Here is a 19,109-nt window from a genome sequence, read left to right on the forward strand (position 1 = left end):
GCGCACGAAGCTGACTGCACAACCCGTCCTCTGGGGGGACCCACCATGAAAACGCGCCTGATGCTTGCCGGTGGCCTGTTGCTGGCCCTGACCGGCTGCACCACCTACGACTATGTCGGCGGTGGCCGCAGCGGCAGCTACTACCACGGTGCGCCGTCGGTGGAGTACCGCTACCCGGCCGGCTATCCCTACAACTACGGCTACCCTTACTACGGCAGCTATGGCGGCTACTACGGCGGCTATGGCAATCCGTACTACTCGCGCCCGATCTACCGCCCGCCGCACAACCACCGTCCGCCACCGCGCCCTCCCGGCAACGGTGGCGAGAACCGTCCGCCGCCGCCGCCGCGGACGTCGTACAACGGCGGTTCGCCGTGGCGGAACATGGACTCGATGCGTCGCCCGCCGCAGTCGAACATCCAGCCGTCGGCGCCGCCACCGCCGGCCCGTCCGACCCCGGCGCCGAGCGCGCCGAGGATGAACGGTTCCCCGTGGCGCAACATGGATCGTGGGACGCAGCGCACAGTTGAGCGCTGAACCGTCTTGCATTTCACCCGGTCCAGGTTGCACTCTACGGAACCGGTGACGGCCCGCGTCACAAAGTGACAAAAAGCGAGACGGGCCGCCGCAAAAATCTCTACGTCGATATCCGACAGGAACATCTGGATCCCCCCTGTTCCGGCCCTGTCGGATGTCGGCACCTCTGAAGACAGACGGCCCCGCACTGCGGGGCCGTCTGTTTTGCCGGGTCGCCAACCGGAGAGAGCCCCAGCGTCGGTAGATCCACGCCATGCGTGGTCGGGCCTTTCCCGGCAATCCCAAAAAAACAGGGCCGGACAGTCCCCCGACTGCCGGCCCTCTGCTCCCCCACCGTGCGCCTGTACCGGCCCCTGTTCCAATTCCGGTCACGGGCGCCTGCGGCGCCAGCCACGGTGGGTGCTATTGGGTTATCTGCAAAAATCCTGCCAACTTTAGGGCTGATTTCGACGCCGGCCGGCCGGCACCGACGCCGCGGCCCCGAATGGCGCTAAAATCGCCACCCCGGCGCCGCCCCGGCCGCGCCCGCCCCCAGCTGAACAGCCCCATGAACCCGTCCTTCCATCGTTACGACGTCATCGTCATCGGCGGTGGCCACGCCGGCACCGAAGCCGCGCTGGCCGCGGCCCGTACCGGCGTGCGCACCCTGCTGCTGACCCACAACATCGAAACGGTGGGCGCGATGAGCTGCAACCCGGCCATCGGAGGCATCGGCAAGGGCCACCTGGTCAAGGAAATCGACGCCCTCGGTGGTGCGATGGCGCATGCCGCGGACCGTGCCGGCATCCAGTGGCGCACCCTCAACGCCTCCAAGGGCCCGGCCGTGCGCGCCACCCGCTGCCAGGCCGACCGCAACCTGTACCGCATGGCGATCCGCGCCATCGTTGAAGGCCAGGCCAACCTGACCGTGTTCCAGGCGGCCGTCGATGACCTGGTCATCAACGGCGACGCCGTGCGCGGGGTCATCACCCAGACCGGCCTGCGCTTCGATGCCGAGGCCGTGGTGCTGACCGCCGGCACCTTCCTGGCCGGCAAGATCCATGTCGGCCCGACTCAGTACGCCGCCGGCCGCATGGGCGACCCGCCGGCCACCACGCTGGCCGCGCGCCTGCGCGAGCGCCCGTTCCAGGTGGACCGCCTGAAGACCGGCACGCCGCCGCGCATCGACGGCCGCTCGCTGGACTACAGCGTGATGGATGAGCAGCCCGGCGACTCGCCGCGCCCGGTGATGTCCTTCCTGGGTTCGGTGGACGAGCATCCGCAGCAGGTCAGCTGCTGGATCACCCACACCACCGAACAGACCCACCAGATCATCCGCGACGCGCTGCACCGCTCGCCGCTGTACAGCGGCCAGATCGAAGGCATCGGCCCGCGCTACTGCCCGTCCATCGAGGACAAGGTGGTGCGCTTCGCCGAGAAGGCCAGCCACCAGATCTTCGTCGAACCCGAAGGCCTGGGCATCGTCGAGATCTACCCCAACGGCATCTCCACCTCGCTGCCGTTCGACGTGCAGCTGGAGATGGTGCGCAGCATCCGCGGCTTCGGCAACGCGCACATCACCCGCCCCGGCTACGCGATCGAGTACGACTTCTTCGATCCACGCGGGTTGAAGGCTTCGCTGGAAACCAAGCTGGTCAACGGCCTGTTCTTCGCCGGCCAGATCAACGGCACCACCGGCTATGAAGAAGCCGCCGCGCAGGGCCTGCTGGCCGGCCTCAACGCCGCACGCCAGGTGCGTGGGCTGGACGGCTGGTGCCCGCGTCGCGACGAGGCCTACCTGGGCGTGCTGGTGGATGACCTGATCACCCACGGTACCAACGAGCCGTACCGCATGTTCACCAGCCGCGCCGAGTACCGCCTGCAGCTGCGCGAGGACAATGCCGACCAGCGCCTGACCCCGGCCGGCCGCGAGATGGGCCTGGTGGATGACCAGCGCTGGAGCGCGTTCGAGACCAAGCAGGCCGCCGTCGCCGCCGAGCGCGCGCGCCTGGGCGCGCTGTGGGCGACCCCGGCCAATGCGCTGGGCCGCGAAGTGCAGGACACGCTGGGCGTGGCGGTCAGCCGCGAAACCAACGTGCTGGACCTGATCAAGCGCCCCGAGCTGGATTACGCGCAGCTGATGCAGGTGCCGTCGCTGGGCCCGGCCGTGGCCGACGCCAAGGTGGCCGAGCAGGTGGAGATCGGCGTGAAGTACGCCGGCTACCTGGACCGCCAGCGCGAGGAGATCGAGCGCCAGCAGCGGCATGAAGCCACGCCGATCGCTGAAGCCTTCGACTACGCCACGGTGCGCGGGCTGTCGGCCGAAGCCCTGCAGAAGCTGGAACGCGTGCGTCCGCAGACCATCGGCCAGGCGCAGCGCATCCCGGGCATGACCCCGGCGGCAATCTCGCTGCTGCTGGTGCACCTGGAGCGTGCACGCCGCGGCCGCGTGGCGTAGGCAGCACCGTCCGCTTCTGGTGGGTGCCGACCTTGGTCGGCACATGAATCTGCCTTGGTGGGTGCCGACCTTGGTCGGCACATGGGTCTGCCTTGGTGGGTGCCGACCTTGGTCGGCACATGTGTCTGCCTTGGTGGGTGCCGACCTTGGTCGGCACGAATCATCAGATCGCGACACTCCATGCTTCCGTGCCGACCAAGGTCGGCACCTACCAGAGCAGGGCGCGTTACCGTGCGTCTGCGCCACCGCCCAGCACCTTGAACAGCGTCACCCGGTTTCCCGCTTCCTGCTGCTGCAGCGCGATCAGGTCCTGCTGCGCGGCAAACAGGCTGCGCTGCGCATCCAGCGCCTGCAGATAGCCGTCCAGCCCGGTGCGATAGCGCGCCTCGGCCAGCGTGTAGCTGCGCTGGCTGGCGGCGACCAGTGCCCGTTGTGCCTCCATCTGCGCGCCCAGGTGATCGCGCGTGGCCAGGGCATCGGCCACTTCACTGAAGGCCTGCTGGATCGCCTTCTCGTACTGAGCGATGCCGATGTCCTTGCCAATCTTCGAGGCATCCAGTGAGGCCTTCAACGCGCCGGCGTGGAAGATCGGCGCCGTGATGCTGGGCGCGAACGACCAGCCGCGGGTGCCGGCCGAGAACAGCGTCGACAACGCGGTGGAGCTGTGGCCGTAGTTGGCAGTCAGCGTCAGCGTCGGGAAGAACGCGGCGCGCGCGGCGCCGATATCGGCGTTGGCCGCCTGCAACGCGTGTTCGGCGGACAGCACGTCCGGACGCTGCAGCAGCACGCTCGAGGGCAGGTTGGAAGGCAACGGCGCCAGCGCCACGGTGCCGTCCAGTGCCTGCGCGCTGGGCAGCAATGCCGCGTCCAGCGGAGCACCCACCAGTAACTGCAGCGCATCACGATCCTGCGCCTGCTGGGTCTGCAGCCTGGCCAGCGCAGCGCGCGCGGCGTCCACACTGGTCTGCACCTGCGACAGGTCCAGGCCCGAGGCCAGGCCTTGTGCATGGCGGGCCTCGGTGCGCTGCAGGGTCTGCTGCTGACTGTCCAGCGTCTGCCGGGTGAACGCCAGCGACTGCTCGTCGGCCGCCAGCGCCAGCCAGGCCGTGGCCACTTCTGCCACCAGGCTGGTGCGCGCCGCACGCTGGTTCTCGGCACTGGCCAGCCAGTTCTGCAGCGCCTCGTTCTTCAGGCTGCGGATGCGCCCGAACAGGTCCAGTTCCCAGCTGCTGATGCCGACCTGCACGTTATCGGATTCGGTCACCTGGCTGACGCCGATCTCGCTGTTGGCATCACTCACCCGCGAGCGGGTGATGCTGCCGCTGGCATCCACCGACGGCAGCAGCGCCGCGCGCTGGATGCGGTACTGCGCGCGTTCCTTCTCCACCTGCAGCACCGCCACGCGCAGGTCGCGGTTGTTCTGCAGTGCCAGCGCGATGACCTGCTGCAGGCGCGGCTCCAGGAACACCTCGCGCCAGGCCGGCATCGCCAGTGCTGGCCCGGTCTCGCCGGTGGCGGCATTGGCGAACTGTGCCGGCACCGGCGCCTCGGGGCGCTGGTAGTGCGGGGCCATGCTCACGCAGCCGCCCAGCACGGTGGTCATCGTTGCGGCCGCCAGGGCGCACAGCAGCATCGGCTTCATGGGCGTGCCTCCGGGGCAGTGGCGTCGGCCGGCGCGCGGCCCGGGAACAGGCGGCGCACCAGCAGGTAGAACAACGGCACGAAGAACATGCCCAGCACCATCGAGGCGACCGTACCGCCGGCCACGCCGGTACCCAGCGAACGGCGCGCGGCCGAACCGGCGCCGGTGGCGAACACCAGCGGCAGCACACCCATCAGGAATGCCAGCGAGGTCATCACGATCGGGCGCAGCCGCAGGTAGACCGCCTGCAGGATCGCGTCGCGGGTGCTCCTGCCCTGCTGCTCGAGGATGCGCGCGAACTCGACGATCAGGATGCCGTTCTTCGCTGCCAGGCCAATCGTGGTCAGCAGGCCGACCTGGAAGTACACGTCGTTGTTGAGGCCACGCAGGTTCATCATCAGCACGGCGCCGAACACGCCCACCGGCACTGCCAGCATCACCGCGAACGGTACCGCCCAGCTTTCATACAGCGCGGCCAGGCACAGGAACACGAACAGCAGCGAGATGGCATACAGCATCGGCGCCTGGTTCCCCGACAGCTGTTCCTGGTAGGCCATGTCCGACCAGGCATGGCTGAAGCCTTCCGGCAGCGTGTCGGCCAGGCGTGCGATCTCGGCCATCGCCTCGCCGGAACTGACGCCCGGTGCCGGCTGGCCGGTGATCTCCATCGCCGAGACGCCGTTGTAGCGCTGCAGCGCGGCCGGCGCACTGGTCCAGTGCGCGCTGACCAGCGACGACAGCGGTACCATCTGCCCGGCCTGGTTGCGCACGCTCCAGCGCTCGATGTCCTGCGGCTGCATGCGGGCTTCGGCCGTGCCCTGGATGAACACCTTCTTGATGCGGCCCTTGTAGATGAAGTTGTTGACGAAGTCGCCACCCAGCGCGGCGTTCAAGGTGTCATTGATGTCCTGCGGATTCACGCCCATCGCCTGCGCCTTGGCGTCGTCCACCTTCACCGCGTACACCGGCGCGTCTTCCAGGCTGGCGTAGCGCACGTTGACCAGCTTCGGATCCTTGGCAGCCTCCTTCAGCAGCGTGTTGCGCGCGGCCACGGCGGCGGCATGGCCGGCACCGCCTTCGTCCTGCAGTTCCAGGGTGAAGCCACCGGCATCGCCGAGGCCGAGGATGGCCGGTGGCGAGGTGATGAACACCTGCGCATCGGGCACGCTGGCCATGGCCGCGGTCAAGCGCGCGGCGATGGTATCGGCATCGTCCTTGCGGTCGTCCCAATCCTTCAGCCGGATGAAGGCCTGGCCGACGTTCTGGCCACTGCCGCTGACACTGAAACCTGCGGTGGCCTGGATTGACAGTACGCTGTCGTCCTTCACCGCGGCGGCGCTCAGGCGATCCATCACGGCACGGGTCTGCTCCAGGGTGGACCCGGCGGGCAGCTTCACCAGCGCGTTGAGCATGCCCTGGTCTTCATCGGGCAGGAACGCGCCCGGCAGGTGCCACAACAACAGGCCGGTGGCCACGCTCAGCACCAGGTAGAACAGTACGCCCAGCGTGCGCCGGCCGAGGAAGCGGTCGACGCGATGGCGCAGTCGGTTGGAGGTGCGCTCGAAGCGATGGTTGAACCAGATGAAGAACTTGCCCAGCAGGCCCGGCTCGCCAGCGTGGTCGCCATGCGGATGGCCGCCCTTGGGAATCTGGTGCAGGATGCTGCCGCACAGCGCCGGGGTGATGGTCATCGCCACCAGCACCGACAGGATCATCGCAGCGGCGATCGTCACCGAGAACTGGCGATAGATCACGCCGGTGACACCGCTGAAGAACGCCATCGGCAGGAACACCGCGGTCAGCACCAGCACGATGCCGACCAGCGCGCCGGTGATCTGGCCCATCGCCTTCAACGTGGCTGGCTTCGGTGCCAGCCCTTCGAAGGTCATCACCCGCTCCACGTTCTCCACCACCACGATGGCGTCGTCCACCAGCAGGCCGATGGCCAGCACCAGCGCGAACATGGTCAGCGTATTGATCGAATAGCCGAAGGCGGCCAGCACGCCGAAGGTGCCCAGCAGCACCACCGGCACCGCGATGGTCGGGATCAGCGTGGCCCGCCAGTTCTGCAGGAACAGGTACATCACCAGCACGACCAGCGCGATCGCCTCGATCAGGGTGATCACCACTTCCTTCAGCGAGATGGTCACGAACGGCGTGGTGGTGAACGCCACGTGGTAGGTGTAGCCATGCGGCCAGTACTTCTGCAGCTGCTGCAGCCGTGCCTCGACGGCCTTGGAGACGGCGATGGCGTTGGCACCGGCGTTGAGCTCGATGCCCAGCGAGGCCGACGGCTTGCCGTTGAACGTGCTGATGCTGTCATAGCTTTCCGGGCCCAGGCCGATCGTCGCCACGTCGCCCAGGTGCACCACGCTGCCATTGGCATCGGCCTTGAGCACCACCTGCGCGAACTGCTCGGGCGTGTGCAGGCGGCTGCGCGCGGTCACGGTCGCGTCCAGCTGCTGGCCCTTCAGCGCCGGCTGGCCACCGAGTTCACCGGCCGACACGTCGGTGTTCTGCGCCTGCAGTGCGGTTTCGATGTCCGACGGCATCAGCGCGTACTGGCGCATCTTTTCCGGGTCCAGCCAGATACGCATGGCGTATTCCTGGCCGATCGGCTGGATGTTGCCGACACCGCTGACGCGGCTGATCTGGTCGTCGATGCGCGCTTCCATGAAGTTGGCGACATCGAAGTTGTCCATGCTGCCGTCTTCGCTGGTGAACGACAGCACCTCGAAGATCGAACCACTGGACTTGGTGATGGTCAGGCCGTTCTGCTGCACCGCCTGCGGCAGCGTGGCCATCGCGGCCTGCAGCTGGTTCTGCACCTGCACCTGCGCGGTGTCCGGGTTGGTGCCGGTGGCGAACACCAGGTTGACCTGCGCCGAGCCATCGGAAGCACTGGTCGAGGTCATGTACATCAGGTGGTCCAGGCTCTGCTGGGACTGCTCGATGACCTGGGTGACCGCGTTTTCCACGGTCTGCGACGAGGAGCCGGTGTAGGTGGCGCGGATGGTGATGGTGGGCGGGGCAATCTGCGGGTAGCGGTCCACCGGCAGGATCAGGATCGCGAGCAGGCCGAGCAGGCTGACCGCGATGGCGATCACCCAGGCAAAGATCGGCCGGTCGATGAAGAAACGAACCATGCGCGGCAGGCCTCAGTGCGACTTTTCGTCGGTGTTGCCGTTCGGGTCGACCGCCGGCATCGCCGCCAGCTGCGCCGTGGTGGCCGCCACCGCCTTCACCTGCTGGCCCAGCGCTACCGCACTGCCGTTGCTGACGATCACCCGCTCGCCAGCCTTCAGGCCCTGCGTGATCTGCCACTGGTTGCCCACCACCTGGCCGGTACTGACCCGCCGCTCGACCACGCGATCCTTTGCGTCGAGCAGGCGCAGCAGCGGCTCGCCACGTTCATTGCGCAGCACCGCCTTCTGCGGCACCAGCAGGGCACGCGCATCGGTGGCCATCGGCAACACCGCCTTCAGGTACATGCCCGGCAGAAGCAGGCCCTCCGGGTTCGGAATGACCGCGCGCAGCACCACGTTGCCGGTGCCTGGATCGACTGCGCTGCCGACGAACTCCAGCGTGCCCTCATGGGCATAGGTGCTGCCGTCCTCCAGCAGCACCTTCACCTGGGCCTTGCCATCGATGGCCTTCACCAGGCCGGCGTCGAGCTGCTTGCGCAGCGCCAGCATCTGCGTGCTGGACTGGGTCACATCCAGATAGACCGGGTCCAGCCGTTGAATGGTCGCCAGCGCCGCGTCCTGGCCGGCGGCGACCAGCGCGCCGGCGGTGACGCTGGAGGTACCGATGCGGCCGTCGATCGGTGCGGTCACCCGGGTGTAGTCCAGGTTGATGCGGGCGGCCTGCAATGCCGCGCGCGCGGCAATCACGTTGGCCTGGGCCTGCTTCAGTGCCGAGGTGGCATCGTCGGCGTCCTGCTTGCTGGCCGCGTCCATGCCCAGCAGCGTGCGGGTGCGCTCGGCCTTCGGCTGCGCCGAAAGCACAGCGGCCTCGGCCTGCGCCAGCTGGCCACGCGCGGTATCGAAGGCGGCCTGGTACGGCGCCGGATCGACCTGGTACAGCAGCTGCCCGGCCTTGACCTGCTGGCCTTCGGTGAACAACCGCTGGCGGATCAGCCCACCGATCTGCGGCCGCACCTCGGACACCTCGAACGGCACCGCCCGGCCGGGCAGGGTCTGCTGCAGTGCCAGCGGTTGCGCCCGGGCGGTGATGACGCCGACTTCGGGGGTGGCCGGGGCCTCGGTCCTGCCCGCCGAGCAGGCCGCCAGGGCCAGCAGCAGGGGCAACAACAACGCACGGGGGGAGCGGAACAGCGGACGCAGGAGTGACATGGGGGGCGTGGGGGCCTTTCGTTGACCCGTGCACGCTGCCGTGAAAGTGTGCAGAGAATATGGAGATTGTGCGACCGGCTCAGCGGGCGCTTGCTTTCGGCGCCGCATGCGCCGCTAATGGCCCGGCGATGGCGAAGATTCGATTCAAATTCGGCCTGACCGCGAAGACCTTCCTCGCGATCTTCACCGCCTGCCTGCTGGTGCTGGCAGTGAACGGCATTGCCAGCCGCGTGGCGTTCCAGACCGGCTTCCTGGACTACCTCAACGACCAGGGCGACCTGCGCATGCAGCGCGTGATGCCACACCTGCAGCGCGAGTACCGCACGCACGGCGGCTGGGAGCATCTGCGCGGTGACAGTGACCGCTGGGCGCGGCTGCTGCGCCCGGACCTGGGCCATGGGCACGAGGGGCCCGTGCCGCCGCTGTCCGACCAGACCGGCGTTCCCTCGCGGCTGGGCCTGTTCGATGCGCAGCATCGGTTCGTGGCCGGCAACCCGGACGCGATCAGCGACGACGAGCCGCACAGTGTGCAGGTGGACGGACACACCGTCGGCTGGCTGGGCATGGTGCCGTTCCAGACCGTCATCGCCACCAACGACCTGAATTTCTACAACACCCAGATGCGCGCATGGTGGGTGATCGGCATTTCGCTGCTGCTGGTGACCGTAGTGCTGGCCTGGCTGGTGTCGCGCGCGCTGCGCCAGCGCCTGGCCAAGCTGGCCGCCGCCACTCACCGGCTCGCCGCCGGCGACTACGCCACCCGCATCGAGCGCACCAGCGATGACGAGCTGGATGCACTGGTCAACGACTTCAACCGGATGGCGCAGGCGCTGGACGACACCGAGCGCAACCGCCGCGCCTTCATTGCCGACATCTCGCACGAACTGCGCACGCCGCTGGCGGTGGTGCGCGCCGAACTGGAGGCGATCGAGGACGGCATCCGCCCGCTGGACCGCGCCAACCTGGGTGCCCTGCAGGGCGAGATCCGCCAGCTGGGCAAGTTGATCGACGACCTGCACGACCTGTCGATGACCCAGTCCGGCGGCCTGGCCTACCGATTCGCCCCGCTGGACCTGCTGGCGCTGCTGCGTAGCGAGCTCAATGGCATGCGCGTGCGCTTCTCCACGGCGGGGCTGGCACTGGAAGAAGCGCTGCCCGCCACACCGCTGCAGGTGTCCGGTGACGAGCGCCGCCTGCAGCAGGTGCTGGCCAACCTGCTGGAAAACGCGCTGCGCTATACCCATGGCGGCGGCCGCGTGCGCGTGCAGGCTGCGCGCGTGCCCGCCGGCGTGCAGCTGATCGTGGAAGACACCGCGCCGGGCGTACCGGCCGACAAGTGCGCGCTGCTGTTCGAGCGTTTCTACCGGGTGGAGAGTTCGCGCAACCGCGCCAGCGGCGGCAGCGGGCTGGGCCTGGCCATCAGCCACAACATCATCCTCGCCCACCACGGTCATATCCACGCCGATCCCTCGCCGCTGGGCGGGCTGCGCGTGGTCGTCACACTGCCGGAGTCCGCATGAGCCTGTCCCCCGCCGCGTCCGCGAAGATCCTGATCGTCGAGGATGAGCCACGCTTGGCCTCGGTGCTGCGTGACTACCTGGCCGCCGCCGGCATGACCAGCGAATGGGTGGACGATGGCGGCCAGGTGATCGACGCATTCGCGCGCTACCAGCCCGACCTGGTGCTGCTGGACCTGATGCTGCCGCAACGCGATGGCGTGGACCTGTGCCGCGAACTGCGCGCCGGCAGCGACGTACCGGTGATCATGGTCACCGCGCGGGTGGAAGAGATCGACCGCCTGCTGGGCCTGGACATCGGTGCCGACGACTACATCTGCAAGCCGTTCAGTCCGCGCGAGGTGGTGGCGCGGGTGGTGGCAGTGCTGCGCCGTTACCGCCCGGACCCCGCTGCACGCGCCAACAGCGGGCTGCATATCGACGAACCGGCGGCACGCGCCACCTGGAACGGCAAGGGCCTGGACCTGACGCCGGTGGAATACCGCCTGCTGCGCACCCTGCTGGCCACGCCCGGCCGGATCTGGGCGCGCGATGAGCTGCTCGACCGCCTCTACCTGGACCACCGCGTGGTGGTCGACCGCACCGTCGACAGCCATGTGCGCAACCTGCGCCGCAAGCTGGCCGACGCCGGCATGGAAGGCGAACCGATCCGTTCGGTGTACGGCATGGGCTACAGCTACGAACCCTAGCCGGTAGTGCCGGCCGCTGGCCGGCAACCGCAGAATTCCAGGTGCGCCCATTGAGGTTGCCGGCCAGCGGCCGGCACTACCACGCAGGTATCATCGCGGTGAACGCCCTGATTTCCGGAGACACCGATGAACCCGCTGCGCCCCTTCCGCGACAAGATGCCCGTCCTCGGCGAGCGCGTGTACATCGATCCGGCCTGCACCCTCATCGGTGACGTGGAACTGGCCGAGGACGTATCAGTGTGGCCGGGTACGATCATCCGCGGCGACGTCAATTACGTCCGCATCGGTGCGCGCACCAATGTGCAGGACGGCACCATCATCCACGTCAGCCACCACAGCCCGTACAACAAGGCCGGCTACCCGACCCTGATCGGCGAAGGCGTGACCGTCGGCCATGGCTGCATCATCCACGCCTGCACCATCGGTGATTACAGCCTGATCGGCATGGGCGCCTGCATCCTCGATGGCGCCCGTGTGGAACGCCATGGCTTCGTCGGTGCCGGAGCGGTGGTCGGCCCGGGCAAGGTGGTCGGTGAAGGTGAACTCTGGGTGGGCAACCCGGCCCGCCCGGCGCGCACGCTGAGCGACAAGGAGATCGAGTCGCTGCACTATTCGGCCGACCACTACGTGCGGCTGAAGGACGAATACCTGGGCTGATCGGCCAACGCCGCCATGCGGCTCTGCTAAAGTCTGGGCCCGACCAGGACCTGTCGAGACCCCCATGCCTGTGGCTGCCTGCCGGAGAGGACTCCGCCGCCCACAACGAAGGCCATCGCACTGATGGCCGCACCGATGCTCGATACCTACCGCGAGGTGGTGACGCCGGAGGGTGTGCCGCTGCAGTTGCCGGCGGCCGGCCCGGTGCCACGGGCGATGGCCTGGCTGATCGATCTGGGTGTGCGCATCGCGGTGCTGGTGCTGATGTCGATTCCGCTGGCACTGCTGGATTCGTTCGGCTCCGGGCTCGGCCTGGTGCTGATGTTCCTGGTCTACTGGGCCTACCCGATCGTCTGCGAAGCGCGGTGGGGCCGCACCCTGGGCAAGCGCGCACTGGGCCTGCGCGTGCTCGCGCGCGATGGCGCGCCGGTGGGCTGGATGGCCGCCATCACCCGCAACCTGCTGCGCACCGTGGACATGCTGCCGTTCGGCTATGCACTGGGCCTGATCAGCAGCCTGTTCGATTCCCACGGCCGCCGCCTCGGCGACCTGGTGGCCGGTACCGTGGTGGTGCATGCACCGGTGCTGTACCTGCCGCCTCCGCCCACCATCGACAGCGTGCTGGCCCCGCCGCAGCCGCTGCGACCGGAAGAACAGGCGGCGCTGATGGCCTTCGCCGAGCGCGCGCCGCGGCTGTCGGCGGCACGCCAGCAGGAACTGGCCGGCATTGCCGAGCCACTGACCGGCACCCACGGCCAGGTCGGCGTGCTGCGCCTGTATGCCATGGCCAACTGGCTGCTGGGGCGGCGATGAAGCAGGAACAGTTCGTCGCCCGCTACCAGCAGGAATGGCAGGACCTGGAACACTGGCTGCTGCTGCGCGCCGGTGCTTCGCGCCGCACGCGGCGCAAGGCCAGCGCGCTCGCGCTGGACGATACCGCCTTCCCGCAGCGCTACCGGCGCCTGTGCCAGCAGCTGGCGCTGGCCCGCGAGCGTGGCTACAGCCCGCAGCTGGTGCAGCGCCTGCAGCAGTTGATGCAGCAGGGCCACAGCGTGCTGTACCGCACGCCGCCGACGCGCTGGCGCGGTGCGCTGGAATTCCTGGTGGCCGACTTCCCGTTGCTGGTGCGCAGCCAGGCGCGCAGCATGTGGGTGGCGCTGGCGATGTTCGCGCTGCCGGCGCTGGCCTGCTTCGTGCTGGTGCAGGTCTATCCGGACCTGATCCACATGGTGATGGACAACCGCCAGATCGCCGAGATGGAGCGCATGTACGATCCGGCCGCCGAGCGCCTGGGACGCGACAGCGGCACCGACTGGATGATGTTCGGCCACTACATCCTCAACAACATCAGCATCGCCCTGCGTACCTTCGCCAGCGGCCTGCTGGCCGGCCTGGGCACGCTGCTGGTGCTGCTGTTCAACGGCGTGATCATCGGTTCGGTGGCGGGCCACCTGCAGCACATCGGCCATGGTGATCCGTTCTGGCGCTTCGTCGCAGGCCATGGTGCCTTCGAGCTGACCGCGATCGTGATCGCCGGCGGTGCCGGCCTGCAGCTGGGCATGAAACTGCTGGCACCCGGCCGGCGCAGCCGCCTGGATGCACTGGTCGAGGGCGGCCGCATCGGTGCGCGCCTGTGCCTGGGCGTGGCGTTCATGCTACTGGTGGCCGCGTTCATCGAAGCCTTCTGGTCGTCGATTGCCGACGTGCCGGCGTGGGGCAAGTTCAGCGTGGCCGGCATGCTGTGGGCCGGCGTGCTGCTGTGGCTGTGGCGCGGCGGACGCGGAGGCGGCCATGCGCATTGATCACCTGGACGTGGTGCTGCGCGCGCGCAGCGGCTGGGAAGCAATGGAGCTGGGCAGCGCCCTGTCGCGCCGCCACGCACGCGCGGTATGGGGCAGCTGGCTGCTGGCCAGTGCGCCGCTGTTCGTGGTCTTCAACGCGCTGGGCTGGTGGCTGGATGCATTCGGCTGGGCGTGGCTGGCGATGTGGTGGTGCAAGCCGCTGTTCGAACGGGCGCCGCTGTACGTGCTGTCGCGTGGCATCTTCGGCGAGCCGGTCGGTACGCTGGCGGCCCTGCGCGCGCAACGCAGCTGGGGCAATGCAGGTTTCTGGGGCTACCTGGGCTGGCGCCGTTTCAGCGTGCTGCGCAGCCTGTGCCTGCCGGTGAACCTGCTGGAGGGCAATGCGCCGGCCCAGCGCGGTGCACGCCGCCGTGCCGTGGCCGCTGGTGCGGCGGGTGCCGCCGCCGTGCTGACCGTGGCCTGCATGGCGTTTGAAGCGGTGCTGGTGTCCGGTGCGATCGGCGCGGTGTTCATGTTCATGCCGCTGGAGCTGATGTCCGAATCATGGCGTGCCGCGTGGGACATGATCGGCCAGGACACACCCGCCTGGGCGCGGGCGGGCTTCAACCTGGCGTGCTGGCTGGCCTCGGTGCTGATCGGTCCGTTCTACGTCGGCGCCGGCTTCGGCCTGTACTTGAACCGGCGCACGCAGATGGAAGCGTGGGACGTGGAGATCGCCCTGCGCCGCCTGCGCGAGCGGCTGCTGCCGGCGGCATCGACGCTGGCGCTGCTGCTGTGCCTTGCCCTGCCGCTGGCCTCCGCGCCAGTACATGCGCAGGACGCGCAGACGGCCGCAGAACAGGCGGACGATGCCGGAGAGGACGAGGACAGCGCGGAGGAACCGGCCACTGCGGCGAACGATCCGGCCAATGCACCGGCCATGATCTTCGGTGCAGCGCCAGTGGACACCGCCGGCTTCCGCCAGGCGGTGAACCGCGCCTATGAGGACCCGCTGCAGCGCCCGACCCGCCAGGTCACGCGCTGGAAGCCGATCGAGCAGGCCGAGGAAAAAAAGAAGGAAGACAAGCAGCTGCAGCGTGACACCAACAGCAAGGGTGAACGCAAAGCGCGCAAGGACGGCATCGCCTGGCTGGCACGCCTGGCCGAGTGGGGCCTGTGGGGCCTGCTGGGCGTCCTGCTGCTGGTGCTGCTGTTGACCGCACGGCTGTGGCTGCCGTGGCTGCGCGGCAGTGGCCGGCGCAAGGCCGAGGCCGCACCGCAGGTAGTGGAAGAACCGGTGGAACTGCCGGTCGTGCTGCCGCCGGACGTGGCCACCCAGGCCGGCCTGCTGTGGGACCAGGGGCGGCCGCGGCAGGCGCTGGCCCTGCTGTACCGCGCCAGCGTGCGCACGGTGGGCGAGCGCAGCGGCATCGCGCTTCCGCCCGGTGCTACCGAAGCGCAATGCCTGCGCGCGTCGCGGCGAATGCCCGATGCCACCGACCGTGACCTGTTCGCGCGCATCGTGCGCATGTGGCAGTACGCCGCCTACGGTGGCCGCCTGCCCAGCCGCGCCGATTTCGATGCATTGGCCGATACCCTGCGCCGGCAGTACAGGTGGCTGGCATGAGTCCGCGCCTGTTCTGGTCGCTGCTGCTGGGCGCGCTGGTGCTGTTCGGCGTGCCGCTGACGATCCTTTACCTGCGCACGCACGAACGCGTGACCGAGACCGTGCAGCTGCCGCCGCAGGGCGAAGCTGGCTACAACCCGCTGTACGTGCTGGGCCAGGCCCTGCGTGCCGATGGCATCGAGGTGCACTCGCGGCCGCGGCTGGACCTGCAGCAGATGGCGCTGGGCCCGCACGATACGGTGGTGCTGCTGCAGGACAGCAGCGAACTGCCGGCACCGGCGGCCAGGGCCCTGCTGGCCTGGGTTGATGGTGGTGGCCATCTGCTGGTGCGTACGCCGCCGCCCGCCGAGGACGACGCCAGCAGCACGCAGGGGCCCCTGCTGGACCAGCTGGGCGTGGACAGCCTGTATCAGCAGAGCGACTGCCAGCCATTCCACGTCATCGATGATCCCAGCCACGTCGAGTTCTGCGGTGGCCGTCGCTTCACGCTGGGCTTTGCCGCCAATGCGCGGGCCGAACGGCGCTGGGGCAACGAGCACAGCCTGGTGTTCGCACGCCTGCACCATGGCCAGGGCAAGGTGAGCGTGCTGGCCGACATGGAATTCATGCGCGGCGAGGTGGATTCGCCGGCGGCACGCCTGGCGTCGGCCGCAGGCAAGGCCAGTGATGGCCTGCACGATCTCTCGCACCGCGACCTGACCCGTTACCTGCTCGACCCGAATTACGGCAAGGGAGCGTTCTGGCTGGTCTATGCCAGCCGCCCGCCGTCACTGTGGGCGCGCCTGTTCTACCAGGGCTGGCCGCTGTGGGCGCCGCTGCTGCTGGCCCTGCTGGGCTGGTTGTGGGCCCGCTCGCAGCGCTTCGGCAGCCTGCTGCCGTCGCCGGTGCTGGAACGCCGCTCGCTGCTGGAGCACGTGCGTGCCAGTGGCGAGCTGCTGCTGCGCTTCGGCCACGGCACGCGCCTGTACGACGCCGTGTTCGCCCTGTTCCTGCATCGCCTGCGCCTGCGCGCACCGGTAGCCGCTGCACTGGACGGTGCGCCGCGCGATCAGGCCATCGCCGAGCTGCTGAAATGGCCGCAAGGCCGTGTTGCCAGCGCGCTCACGCCCCCGCCACCGCACGATTCCTCCGCCCTGCGCGAGCGCATCCGCTTGCTGCTCCAGATGAGATCCCTGCTATGACCGAAGTCCCCGAGCTGCCGGCGGCCGCCAACGCCCGCCTGATCGAACGCGTCGATGCCATCCGCACCGCCGTTGGACACGCCTTCATCGGCCAGGCCGATGTACTGGACCAGATCCTGGTGGCGCTGCTGGCCGGTGGCCACGTGCTGATCGAAGGCGTGCCCGGTCTGGGCAAGACCCTGCTGGTGCGTGCACTGGCACAGGCCCTGGAGCTGGACTACGGGCGCGTGCAGTTCACCCCCGACCTGATGCCCAGCGACGTCAGTGGCCACGCGGTGTACGACCCGAAGAGCGAGAGCTTCAAGATCCGTCGCGGCCCGGTGTTCACCAACCTGCTGCTGGCCGACGAGATCAACCGTGCCCCGGCCAAGACCCAGTCGGCCCTGCTGGAAGTGATGCAGGAAGGCCAGGTGACCATCGAAGGCAAGGCCTTCACCCTGGCGCCGCCGTTCATGGCGCTGGCCACGCAGAACCCGCTGGAACAGGAAGGCACCTACCCGTTGCCGGAAGCACAGCTGGACCGCTTCCTGCTGAAGGTGCTGATCGACTACCCGCAGCTGGAGGACGAGAGGCGCATGGTGACCGCGATCACCAGTGGCCGTGCCGCCAGCGATTTCGACCTGAGCCAGGTGCCGCGTGTATTGGGGGCCGGCGAGCTGCTGGAACTGCAGCGCGCGACCGCGGCGATCACCGTCGATGACGAAGTGATCGACTACGCGGTACGGATTGTGGCGGCCACGAGGCAGTGGCCGGGCATCGCGGTCGGCGCTGGCCCCCGCGGCAGCATCGCGCTGGTGCGTGCCTCGCGCGCGCAGGCGGTGCTGGCCGGCCGTGACTTCGTCACGCCGGACGACGTGCGCGACATTGCGCGCCCGGCGCTGCGCCACCGCATTGCACTGGCCCCGGAGCTGCAGATCGAAGGCCAGGACGCCGACGACGTGCTGGGCGCGCTGCTGGCCAAGGTGGAAGCACCGCGCCGATGAGACCGGCCCCGCTGCTGCTGGCGCTGTTGCTGGCCTGGGCTGCCCTGGGCGGCCTGGTGCTGGGCGGGTGGCTGCCGCGCTGGAGCTGGGCGCTGGCAGCCGTCGTCATCGCGCTGCCCGCCTTGTGGGATCTGTGGCGGCAGTCGCGGCGTCCGTCGCCGCAGGTACAGCGCGAGCTGCCCGAAGCGCTGGCGCTGGGCGTGCGCCGCGAGGCGGCGCTGCGCCTGCAGGCCGAGCAATCGATGACGGTGCAGGTGTTCGACCTGGTGCCCGGCGGCTGGCCGCTGGAAGCGCTGCCGCAGCGCGTGCGCCTGCAGGCCGGTACGGCGTCCACCCTGCACTACCACCTGCAGCCGCTGCAGCGTGGGCACTTCCGCTTCGAGGGGGTGCACCTGCGCATGCGTTCGCCGTGGCGCCTGTGGTGGCAGCAACGCACGCTGCCGCCGGCGCTGGAGGTGCGGGTCTATCCGAACTTCGTGCCGCTCACCCGCTTCGCATTGTTCAGTGCCGACCAGGCCTCGCGGCTGGTCGGTGCGCACGTGAAGCGCCGCCGTGGCGAAGGCACCGATTTCCACCAGATGCGCGAGTACCGCATCGGCGACAGCCTGCGCCAGCTCGACTGGAAGGCCACCGCCCGTGCGCGCAAGCTGATCTCGCGCGAATACCAGGACGAGAAGAACCAGCAGCTGCTGCTGATGCTGGACAGTGGCCGGCGCATGCTGGCCAGCGAAGGCGGGCTCTCGCACTTCGACCATGCCTTGAACGCCTCGCTGGTGGTGGCTTACCTGGCGCTGCGCCAGGGCGACGCTGCCGGCCTGTACGCTGCCGGTGGCGAACGCCGCTGGGTGGCACCGCAGCGCGGCATGGGTACGGTCGAGCACCTGCTGCGCGCCAGCTACGACCTGCAGCCACGCGCGGTGGCCACCGATTACCTGGCCGCCGCCACCGAGGTGTCGCTGCGCCAGCGCCGGCGTGCGCTGGTGATGCTGGTCAGCAACGTGCGTGATGAGGACATCGAAGACCTGCTGGCGGCAGTGCGCCTGCTGCAGCGGCGCCACCTGGTGTGCGTGGCCAGCCTGCGCGAACGCGAGCTGGACGGCGCACTGGAGGGCGAGGTGCAGACACTGGAAGACGCCACCCAGGCCGGTGCCGCCGCGCTGTACCTGCAGCAACGCGCGAAGGCGCATGAGGCCCTGCGCAGCGAAAAGGTGATGGTGCTGGACGTGACCGCCGATGCCCTGCCCGGCGCGCTGGTGGAACGCTATCTGGCGGTGAAGCGCGAAGGGCTGCTCTGATACCCGCGATCGCTCTGGTAGGTGCCAACCTTGGTTGGCACGGAATCCACAGCGCCGACCAGGGTCGGCATCTACCAAAACCGGTTGCCGGCCAGCGGCCGGCGCTACCCCCTGCAACAACCGCCGCATCGCCTTGGTAGGTGCCAACCTTGGTTGGCCCGAAACCCACAGCGCCGACCAAGGTCGGCATCTACCAAAACCGGTTACCGGCCAGCGGCCGGCACTACCCCCTGCAACAACCGCCGCATCGCCCTGGTAGGTGCCAACCTTGGTTGGCCCGCCCACAGCGCCGACCAAGGTCGGCATCTACCAACGGCGGTTACCGGCCAGCGGCCGGCACTACCCCTGCGGCAACCGATGCATCGCCCTGGTAGGTGCCAACCTTGGTTGGCACGAACCCACAGCGCC

The 19,109-nt window shown here is 68.9% G+C and carries 14 protein-coding genes; 11 read left to right on the top strand and 3 right to left on the bottom strand.

What is annotated here, in order from left to right:
• Positions 1-45: 45 nt before the first annotated feature.
• Positions 46-537 carry a hypothetical protein gene (locus VG566_RS06325; protein WP_241884929.1) on the top strand — a complete coding sequence of 164 codons (492 nt, stop codon included), beginning with the start codon at positions 46-48 and terminating at the stop codon, positions 535-537.
• Positions 538-1,084: 547 nt separating this feature from the next.
• Entirely contained in the window at positions 1,085-2,974 is a 1,890-nt protein-coding gene (mnmG, locus tag VG566_RS06330) for a tRNA uridine-5-carboxymethylaminomethyl(34) synthesis enzyme MnmG (protein WP_100450757.1), read from the top strand.
• 226 nt (positions 2,975-3,200) lie between these two features.
• Here the strand turns inward: mnmG and smeC are convergent, their stop codons facing one another.
• The 3 genes from smeC to smeA are packed head-to-tail and all read right to left on the bottom strand — an operon-like array spanning position 3,201 to position 8,971.
• A complete protein-coding gene (smeC, locus tag VG566_RS06335; RefSeq protein WP_049403953.1) occupies positions 3,201-4,616 on the bottom strand; it encodes a multidrug efflux transporter outer membrane subunit SmeC in 1,416 nt (471 codons plus the stop codon).
• On the bottom strand, positions 4,613-7,762 hold the full coding sequence (smeB, locus tag VG566_RS06340; RefSeq protein ID WP_100450759.1) for a multidrug efflux RND transporter permease subunit SmeB: 3,150 nt from the start codon (positions 7,760-7,762) through the stop codon (positions 4,613-4,615). The genes smeC and smeB overlap by 4 nt, the downstream gene beginning before the upstream one ends.
• A gap of 12 nt (positions 7,763-7,774) precedes the next feature.
• Complete coding sequence (gene smeA, locus VG566_RS06345; protein ID WP_049403957.1) at positions 7,775-8,971, bottom strand: multidrug efflux RND transporter periplasmic adaptor subunit SmeA; 1,197 nt, start codon at positions 8,969-8,971, stop codon at positions 7,775-7,777.
• A 128-nt stretch (positions 8,972-9,099) separates the two neighbouring features.
• On the opposite strand from smeA, the gene baeS reads away from it, so the two are divergent.
• From baeS to VG566_RS06390, 9 genes are all read left to right on the top strand, one after another.
• Positions 9,100-10,491: a sensor histidine kinase efflux regulator BaeS gene (gene baeS / locus VG566_RS06350; RefSeq protein WP_241884928.1), complete on the top strand. Its 1,392-nt coding sequence runs from the start codon at positions 9,100-9,102 to the stop codon at positions 10,489-10,491.
• Positions 10,488-11,177 carry a response regulator gene (locus VG566_RS06355; protein WP_014648775.1) on the top strand — a complete coding sequence of 230 codons (690 nt, stop codon included), beginning with the start codon at positions 10,488-10,490 and terminating at the stop codon, positions 11,175-11,177. The genes baeS and VG566_RS06355 overlap by 4 nt, the downstream gene beginning before the upstream one ends.
• Positions 11,178-11,303: 126 nt before the next feature.
• On the top strand, positions 11,304-11,834 hold the full coding sequence (locus VG566_RS06360; RefSeq protein WP_014038860.1) for a gamma carbonic anhydrase family protein: 531 nt from the start codon (positions 11,304-11,306) through the stop codon (positions 11,832-11,834).
• Positions 11,835-11,957: 123 nt separating this feature from the next.
• Positions 11,958-12,647 (top strand): RDD family protein, encoded by a 690-nt coding sequence (locus VG566_RS06365; RefSeq protein ID WP_049404933.1) that lies wholly within the window; start codon positions 11,958-11,960, stop codon positions 12,645-12,647.
• Positions 12,644-13,636 (top strand): stage II sporulation protein M, encoded by a 993-nt coding sequence (locus VG566_RS06370; protein WP_014648779.1) that lies wholly within the window; start codon positions 12,644-12,646, stop codon positions 13,634-13,636. Before VG566_RS06365 ends, VG566_RS06370 begins: the two co-directional genes overlap by 4 nt.
• A complete protein-coding gene (locus VG566_RS06375; protein WP_049404932.1) occupies positions 13,626-15,242 on the top strand; it encodes a DUF4129 domain-containing protein in 1,617 nt (538 codons plus the stop codon). Before VG566_RS06370 ends, VG566_RS06375 begins: the two co-directional genes overlap by 11 nt.
• Positions 15,239-16,423: a DUF4350 domain-containing protein gene (locus tag VG566_RS06380; protein WP_032957038.1), complete on the top strand. Its 1,185-nt coding sequence runs from the start codon at positions 15,239-15,241 to the stop codon at positions 16,421-16,423. The genes VG566_RS06375 and VG566_RS06380 overlap by 4 nt, the downstream gene beginning before the upstream one ends.
• Positions 16,420-17,406 carry an AAA family ATPase gene (locus VG566_RS06385; protein ID WP_099475633.1) on the top strand — a complete coding sequence of 329 codons (987 nt, stop codon included), beginning with the start codon at positions 16,420-16,422 and terminating at the stop codon, positions 17,404-17,406. The genes VG566_RS06380 and VG566_RS06385 overlap by 4 nt, the downstream gene beginning before the upstream one ends.
• A complete protein-coding gene (locus tag VG566_RS06390) occupies positions 17,403-18,701 on the top strand; it encodes a DUF58 domain-containing protein (protein ID WP_014648783.1) in 1,299 nt (432 codons plus the stop codon). Before VG566_RS06385 ends, VG566_RS06390 begins: the two co-directional genes overlap by 4 nt.
• The last annotated feature ends 408 nt before the right edge of the window (positions 18,702-19,109 follow it).

It is taken from the genome of Stenotrophomonas sp. CASM114 (assembly GCF_049384325.1).
Lineage (GTDB): Bacteria > Pseudomonadota > Gammaproteobacteria > Xanthomonadales > Xanthomonadaceae > Stenotrophomonas > Stenotrophomonas muris.